The following is an 8,175-nucleotide window of genomic DNA, read 5'->3' on the forward strand; positions in this document are numbered from 1 at the left end:
CCCGGGGGAGCCGCCGCCCCGCCGCCCTTACTCGACCGTGATCCGGCGCACCTCGCCCAGCTCCAGCGCGCGGATGCCGGCTTCGATCTGGTCCAGGTCGCCCACGATCACCCAGGTCAGCTGGTCCGGGCGCACCACGTCGGTCGCCGCGGCGTTGAGCGCGTCGGCGTCCAGCGCGGCCAGGTCGCGCGCGTAGTTGGCGTAGTAGGCCGGGTCGCGGCCGGTGTTGACCATGTCCAGTGCGGCCGAAACCAGCGAGTCCAGCGTCTCGTAGCGGCCGGGCAGGCGGGCCACCTGGCTGCGCAGGATGCTGTCGTACTCCTCGCCCGCCAGCGGCCGCGCCCCGGCCACGCCCTCGATTTCCTTCTTCACTTCCAGGATGGCCTCCCGGGTCTTGTCGGTCTGCACCGGCGCGTTGACCACGAAGGTGCGCGGGCCGCGCGCGCCGTTCAGGCCGCCGTAGGCGCCGTAGGACCAGTGCTTCTCCAGCCGCAGGTTGCGGTTGAGCCGCGAGGTGGCCATGCCGCCGAAGTTGCGCATCACGGTTTCCAGCGCCAGGTCCTCGGACTGGCCCGAGGGCGGCGCCAGGTGCGCGGCGACGATCACCGTCTGCGGCGCGCCGGGCTTGTCGATCAGGTGCACCACGCCGCGGCCGGGCGACGTGGTGGCGGCCACCGCCTTGGCCGGCGCCGGGCCGCCGGTCCAGCCGCCGAAGCTGCGCTCGAGCTGCTGCACCAGTTCGGGCAGGGTGATGTCACCGGCCACCACCACGGTGGCGTTGGACGGCACGAACCAGCGCGCATGCCACTGCGCCAGCGCCTCGCGCGACAGGTCCGACACCGCGGCCTCGGTGCCCAGGCCACCGCCGGGGGCGGCGTAGGGATGTCCTTGCGCGTAAAGCAGCGACGGCAGCACGCGCTGCGCGGCGGCGCCGGGATTGGCCTTCTGCTGGCCGATGGCGGCGAGCTGCTGCTTGCGCTGCAGCTCCACCATGTCGGCGGGGAAGGCCGGGTTGAGCGCCACGTCGGCCATCAGGTCGAGCGAGGGGCCGAGCTGGCTGCGCAGCGCGCCGAGCCGCACGAACGACTGGTCCAGGCCATTGCCGACCAACAGCTGCGCGCCCAGCGCGTCGCGGTCGTCGGCGATGCGGAAGGCGTCGCGCTTGCGGCTGCCCTTGAGCAGCAGGTCGAGCGCGAAGTTGGCGGTGCCGCGCGCGTCCACCGGATCGGCGGCGATGCCGGCGTCCACCGCCAGCATCAGGTTCACCAGCGGCGCCGAATGGCGCTCGAGCAGCACCACTTTCAGCCCGTTGCCGAGGGTGGCGCGCTGCACCTCGGGGAAGTCGACGTCGGGCGCCGGGCCGAGCGCCGGCAGCTGGCTGCGGTCGAGGTCGCTGGCGACCGCCTTCAGGGCCGGGAACGGATCGACCTGCAGCGTGTACGAGGGGCGCGAGAGCCAGGTGCGCGCGGTGTCGCGCAGCTCGGCCGGCGTGATCGCCTGGTAGTCGCGGAAGCGCTGCAGGTAGCCTTCGGGATCGCCGAAGTAGGTCATGCTTTCGGCCAGCACGTCGGAGCGGCCGCCGAAGCCGCCCAGCCGCTCCTTGCCGCGGACGAAGCCGGCGACTTCGCCGGTGCGGGCGCGGGCGAGGGCGTCGGCGTCGGGCAATTCGGCCAGGGCCTTGGCCAGCTGCGCGTCGAGCTCGCGCTCGAGCTCGGCCGGATCGACGCCGGGCCGCACGTTGGCCACCACCAGGAACAGGCTCGCCAGCTCGCGCGCCTGCACGCCGGCCTGCACGCCGGTGGCCAGGTTGGTGTCGAACACCAGGCGGCGGCTGAGCGGCGAACTGTCGCTGCCGGCCAGCACGCTGGCGAACAGATCCATGGCGTGGGTGGCGCGGGCGCCCATCGGCGGCAGGTGCCAGGCGCGATAGATGCGCGTCTGCGGCACCTGGTCCTGCAGGCTGTCGCGGATGTCGGCGTCCAGTGCCGGCACCCACTGACGCTGGCGCGCCACCGGCTTGCCGGGCGCGATGCCGCCGAAGTAGCGCGTCACCAGGGTCTTGGCCTGGTCGAGCGTGATGTCGCCGGCCAGCGACAGCACCGCGTTGTTGGGGCCGTAGTAGTCGGCATACCAGGCGCGGATGTCGTCCATGCTGGCCCGGTCGAGGTCTTCCATGCTGCCGATCGGCGACCAGCTGTAGGGATGCGAATACGGGTACAGGGTCTCGGTGATGCGGGTCCAGGCCCGGCCGTAGGGCTGGTTCTCGCCCTGGCGCTTCTCGTTCTTCACCACGCCGCGCTCGCGCTCGAGCATCGCCTCGTCGAGGTTGCCGGCCAGGAAGCCCATGCGGTCGGCTTCGAGGTACAGCGTCCGCTCGAGGCCCGACACCGGCACGTCCTCGAAGAAGTTGGTGCGGTCGGTGCTGGTGGTGCCGTTGCGGTTGTTGGCGCCCAGGTCGTCCATGGCTTCGCGGAAGCCGTGCGGATGGTTCTCGCTGCCGTTGAAGAAGAAGTGCTCGAACAGGTGGGCGAAGCCGGTGCGGCCGCGCACTTCGTTGCGCGAGCCGACGTGGTACCAGAGGTTCACCGCCACCAGCGGCACGCTCGGGTCCTCGTGCACCAGCACCGTCAGCCCGTTGTCGAGCACGAACTTGTGGTGCGGGATCCGCAGTTCGGCCAGGTCGATCTGGCCGGACTTGCCGGCGGGCGCGCGCTCGCTGGCGAGGCCGGCCGGAGGGGCGGTCGCCAGCAGGAGCGCGGCGAGCAGGGCGATGGGGCGCATGGCGTGTCCTTTCCCGGAGTCAGCCGCCGAATCTACGGGGCGGTTGGCGGCTTGCAAAGTGGCTGGCGGCAGGGTGGGTGGGTCGCGCGGGGTGAGACAGGTTCGGCTTAGCCTGCCGTCCTTCATCGGCTAGGCTGTGCGGATGCCCGGGGATTGGAAACAACGCGCCAGCGAGGGGATCACGGTGTTCCGGGCCAGTCGGCTCGAGGCGCTGCTGGAACCGCTGGACCATCTGCTGCGCACCCAGGCGCCGGCTTCCCCGCTGGCGCCGCAAACCGTCGTGGCCGCGCACCCGGGCATGCGCCAGTGGCTGGCGGGGGCCTTGGCCCGGCACCGCGGCGTCGGCGACATCGTCGCCAACCTCGAGATCGTGCTGCCGTCGACCTTCCTGGACGGGCTGGCGCGCGAACTGTTGGGCGGCAGCGCGGTGTCGCCGCGGGCCTGGCGGCGCGAGGCGCTGCGCTGGCACCTGCACGCCCTGCTCGAACGCCCGGCCGACGCCACCCTGCGCGCTGCGCTCGAGGGCGGCGACACCGCGCTGCGCCGCTTCCAGCTGGCCGACCGGCTGGCGCGCATCTACACGCAGTACATGGCGTACCGGCCGGACTGGCTGCGCGACTGGGCCGCGGGCAAGCGCGGGTTCGACGCCGCCGGCTTCCATCCCGCGCTGTGGAAGGCGCTGCGCCAGCGCCTGGGCGCCGACCTGCACCGCGGTGAACGCCTGGTCGCCCTGGCCGAGCGCCTGCGCGACGCCCCGCCGGTGCCCGACGCCGACCAGCCGCTGCATGTCTTCGGCCTGAGCCACCTGGCGCCGGCCGAACTGGCCGTGCTGCAGGCGCTGGCCGTGCAGCGCCCGGTGGTGCTCTACGTGCCCGATCCCTGCCGCGAGTTCTGGGGCGGCCTGCGCAGCGAGCCGGCCCGGCTGCGCGCACTGGCCGACGATCCGCATTCGGAAGACAGCGAGGCGTACTTCCTCGAGCAGACGCATCCGCTGCTGGCGGCCTGGGGCCGGCTGGGGCAGCACTTCATGCTGCAGCTGCAGGACCTGGAGGCGCGGCTGGACGTGCGCCACTTCCGCGACGATGCCGGCGCCGACCAGGCGCCCGGGTCGCGGCTGGCCTGCCTGCAGGAAAGCCTGCGCCGGCTGGACCCGGCGCTGTCGGCCACCGATCCGCGTCCGGCCGCCGCGCGCCGCGCCGACGCCAGCCTGCGCGTGCACGCCTGCCACACCCGCCTGCGCGAACTGGAAGTGCTGCGCGACGCGCTGCTGCGCGCGCGCGCCGACGACCCGGGCATCGAGCCGGCCGACATCGTCGTGATGGCGCCTGACATCAGCGCCTACGTGCCGCTGCTGCCGGCGGTGTTCGGACCGGCGGGCGAGGCCGGCGGCGACTTGCCCTACCACCTGGCCGACATCCCGATGGCGCGGGCATCGACCCTGCTCACCGCGTTCCGGCGCCTGCTGGCGCTGCCGGCCTCGCGGCTGACGGCGCCGGAGGTGGTTGACTTCCTCGGCCAGCCCGACGTGGCCCGGCGCCTGGGCCTGGACGAAGACGCCCTGGACGGCCTGGCCCGCGGGCTGGCGGCCTCGCGCGCCGCCTGGGGCCTGGATCCGGGCTTCCGTGCCGCCCTGGGCGTGCCCGCCCGCGACGAGAACACCCTGGCCTGGGCCATGGACCGCCTGGTCACCAGCTTCGTGTTCGGCGACGAGGCCAGCGAACCGGTGCATCGCTTCCCGGACCAGTCGGCGGTGGCACCCGTGCCCGGCGTCGGCGGCGGCGCGGGCCTGGCCCTGGGGGCGCTCGATCATTTGCTGCAGCAGGTGGCCGGCCTGCGCGCCGATGCCGCCGCGACCCTGCCGGCCAGCGCCTGGGCGCGAAGGCTGGAGGATCGCGTCGACGCGCTGCTGCTCGAGGATCCCGCCGACCCCGCCGCGCGCGAAGCGATGGCCTCGCTGCGCGCGCTGCTGCGCAGCCTGGCCACCGAGCCGCGCGACGCCGGGCTGGATCCGCCGCTGTCGTTCCCGGTGGTGCGGCGCTGGCTCGAGGAGAAGCTCGATGCGGTGCCGGCGCGGCAGCGCTTCCTGGCCGGCGGCGTCACCGTCTGCGGCATGGTGCCGCAGCGCGCGATTCCCTTCCGCGTGGTCGCGGTGCTCGGACTGAACGAAGGCGACTACCCGCGCGGCGACGTCGACGCCGGCCTGGATCCGATCCGCCAGCCCGGCCTGCGCCGGCTGGGCGATCGCGACACCCGCAGCGACGACCGCTACCTGTTCCTGGAAACGGTGATGTCGGCCCGCGACCGGCTGCACCTGAGCTACGTCGGCCGCGACGTGCACGATGGCCGCGCCCGCAACCCGGCCTCGCCCCTGGCCGAACTGATGGCGGCGCTGCCGCCCGGCGCGGACGGTGAGGCCCCGGAATGGCGCGTGGATCATCCGCTGCAGCCTTTCGACGCGCGCTATTTCGACGCCAAGGATGTGCGCCTGTACACCTACGACGCCGGCCAGGCCGGCATGGTGAGCGGCCGGGCCGACGCGCCGCGCCTGCTGTCGGAGGCGCCCGCGCCGCGCGACGACGCCACGCTCGAGGTGTCGCTGGATGCGCTGCGCCGCTACTTCCGCGACCCGGCCCGGCAGCTGCTGGCGACGCGCCTGCGCGCGCGGCTGGACGCGCTCGACGAGGCCGCGCTGGCCGAGGACGAACCGCTGGAGGCGAAGCTGGGCCCGCTGGACCGGGCCGCGCGCGGCCTGTGCCTGGCCGCGCTGTCCGATCCCGACATCGAGCTGGACGACATGCCGCCTGAACACCTGGTGCTGGGCGGCGTGCTGCCCGCGGGTGCGCTGGGCGCGCGCGCCTGGCGTGCGGAGACCGAGGCCGCGCAGCAGCTGGTGGCGGTGGCGAAGGCGCGCGCGGACGCCGCTTCGCTGTTCCTGCCCACGCTGGCGCCGCCGGTCGAGGCGCCGGCGATCCAGCGCCAGCTGGGCCGCTTCCGGCTCAGCGGCGAACTGGCCGGTGTGCGCGAGCGCGACGGCACGCTGTGGGTGTTCGAAGCCTTCCCGCACCGCAAGGACGAGGACGCGATCGGCCTGGGCGAGCGCATCGGCCTGTTCCTGGCCTGGGCGCTGCTGCGCCTTGCGCCGGAAAACGCCCAGCGCCGCGTGCGCGTCTGCGCGCTGCTGCCCAAGCCGGCGTCGCCCTGGCAGGACCGCCTGCGCGCCGAGGACGAGGCCTTCCTCGCCGCCAACGCTGACCTGCGCGCGCTGCTGGCGACGTCGCTGTCGACGCGCGTCCAAGGGTTGCTGGAAGCCTTCGCGCGCCCGGCGCCGCACGCGCCCTGGTATTTCCCGCGCACCTCCGCCGCGGCGCTGGTCGGCCAAGACGTCGACCAGGCCTGGCAGGCCGAGCGCGACCATGCGCCGGGCTATGCGCGCCTGCTGGGCCGCGGCCTGCAGCTGGGCGCGGGCGAAGAAGACGTCGAGCGCGTGTTGGTCGATGCCGCCCGGCTCGCCGAAGCGATCGGCTACGTGCCGCCGGGGGCCGAATGAGCGCCGTGCGCGTGGCGCACTGGCGCGAGCTGCCGCTCGACGGCGGCGGCCGGGCCCTGGTCGAGGCCAGCGCCGGCACCGGCAAGACCTGGACCATCGGCGTGCTCTACCTGCGCCTGCTGCTGGAGTCCGCGCCGCGGCTGGGCGTTGAACAGATCGTGGTCACCACCTTCACCGAAGCCGCGGCGCAGGAGCTGCGCGAGCGGCTGCGGCGCCGGCTCGAGGACGCGCTGGCGCAGCTGGCCTCGGCCGCCCCGGTCGATCCGGCCGCCGAAGACGCCGGCTGGCTGGCCGCGCGCTGGCACGATGACGCCCGCCGCGCCGAAGACCGCCGCCGCCTGCGCCTGGCGCTGGCCGACTTCGACCGCGCCCCGGTCGGCACGCTGCACCGGCTGTGCCGCCGCATCCTGGCCGAGCATCCGCTCGAGGGCGGCACCGGCTTCGAGCCCGGCGAGCCGACCGCCGACCAGGCGCTGATGGACGAACTCGCCCGCGACGCCTGGCGCGTGCTGCAGCAGGGCGACGATCCGCATGCGCTCGACGATGCCGGCCTGGCGGAGGTCACGCTGTCCACCTTCGCCAGGACCCTGTCGAAGCTGATGCGGCCTGGCATCCGCTTCGAGGCCGACGGCGACGACGCCGACACGATCCGCGCCGGGGCCGACCCGGACCTGCCCGATGCGCTGGATGCGCTGGCCGACGCGCCGGGCTGGTTCCAGCCGCGCAAGCGCGCGCTGGCCAATGCGATGCACGCGCTGGCCGCCTACTTGCGCGGCGACGAGGCGGGCCTCAAGGACTCGACCCTCAAGAACCTGCGCGACTTCGACCTCGACGCCCAGGTGCTGGCCGAACGCGCCGCCGACTTCGCCGCGCATCCGGTGGTGCAGCAGGCCCGCGAGCTCTTCGCCCGGCTCGAGGCGGCCCGCGACCTGCCGCGCCTGCGCTTCTGGCGCGACCAGGTGGCGCGCGCGGCGCGCTGGCGCGACGAGCGGCTGGCCGTGCGCGGCCAGACCACCTTCGACGAAATGATCCGGCAGGCGCACGCCGCGCTGCTGGCCCGGCCCGCGCTGGCCGACGCGCTGTTCGCCGAATGGCCGGTGGCGCTGGTCGACGAGTTCCAGGACACCGACGCGCTGCAGTACGGCATCCTCGATCGCCTGTACCGCGATGCCGACGGCCGCGCGCGCGGCCGGCTGGTGATGATCGGCGACCCGAAGCAGGCGATCTACGCTTTCCGCGGCGGCGACATCCACGCCTACCGGCGCGCCAGCCTCGACGCCACCCATGGGCTGTCGCTGGCCACCAACCACCGCTCCTCGCGCGCGCTGGTGGCGGCCATGAATGCGCTCTACGCCGCGGCCGGCACCGCGCTGGGCCGCGGCGACCACGCCGACATCCACTACCAGCCGGTGCAGGCCAGCGACCGCCAGGACGCCACGCCCTTCAGTGAAGCCGGGCGCGTCGTGGCGCAGCCGCTGGTGCTGCACCATCTCGCCGTCGACCCCGGCAGCCAGGCAGCGCGCCGGCGGCTGGCGCTCGACGCCTGCGCCGACCACGTCGCGCGCTTGCTGCAGCCCGGCGCCTGCGCCCTCGGCGACACGCCGCTGCAGCCCGGCGACATCGCCGTGCTGCTGCCCACCAACCGCGACATCGTCGCGCTGCGCCGCCGGCTGCAGGACCGCGGCGTGCCCTGCGTCGGCGGGGCGCGCGACAGCGTGTTCGCCGGCGACTGGGCCTTCGAACTGCAGGTCGTGCTGCACGGCCTGCTGGCCGAGGACGACGACACCGCCCTGCGCGCGGCGCTGCTGACGCGGCTGTGGGGCGGCGACCTGGCCGCGCTGTCGGCG

At 74.4% G+C, this 8,175-nt stretch carries 3 protein-coding genes; 2 read left to right on the plus strand and 1 reads right to left on the minus strand.

Going from position 1 to position 8,175, the window contains the following annotated elements; translation table 11 throughout:
- Nucleotides 1–27: 27 nt before the first annotated feature.
- Nucleotides 28–2,781, minus strand: coding sequence for a pitrilysin family protein (locus VFQ84_RS09935; protein WP_325131479.1), 2,754 nt, complete (start codon nucleotides 2,779–2,781; stop codon nucleotides 28–30).
- Between the two features lie 184 nt (nucleotides 2,782–2,965).
- Between VFQ84_RS09935 and recC the strand changes: the two genes are divergently transcribed.
- Nucleotides 2,966–6,328: an exodeoxyribonuclease V subunit gamma gene (gene recC, locus VFQ84_RS09940; RefSeq protein ID WP_325131480.1), complete on the plus strand. Its 3,363-nt coding sequence runs from the start codon at nucleotides 2,966–2,968 to the stop codon at nucleotides 6,326–6,328.
- On the plus strand, nucleotides 6,325–8,175 hold a 1,851-nt coding region (locus VFQ84_RS09945; protein ID WP_325131481.1), incomplete at its 3' end, for a UvrD-helicase domain-containing protein. The genes recC and VFQ84_RS09945, both read left to right, overlap by 4 nt.

The sequence above is a fragment of the Arenimonas sp. genome, assembly GCF_035721105.1.
Taxonomy (GTDB): domain Bacteria; phylum Pseudomonadota; class Gammaproteobacteria; order Xanthomonadales; family Xanthomonadaceae; genus Arenimonas.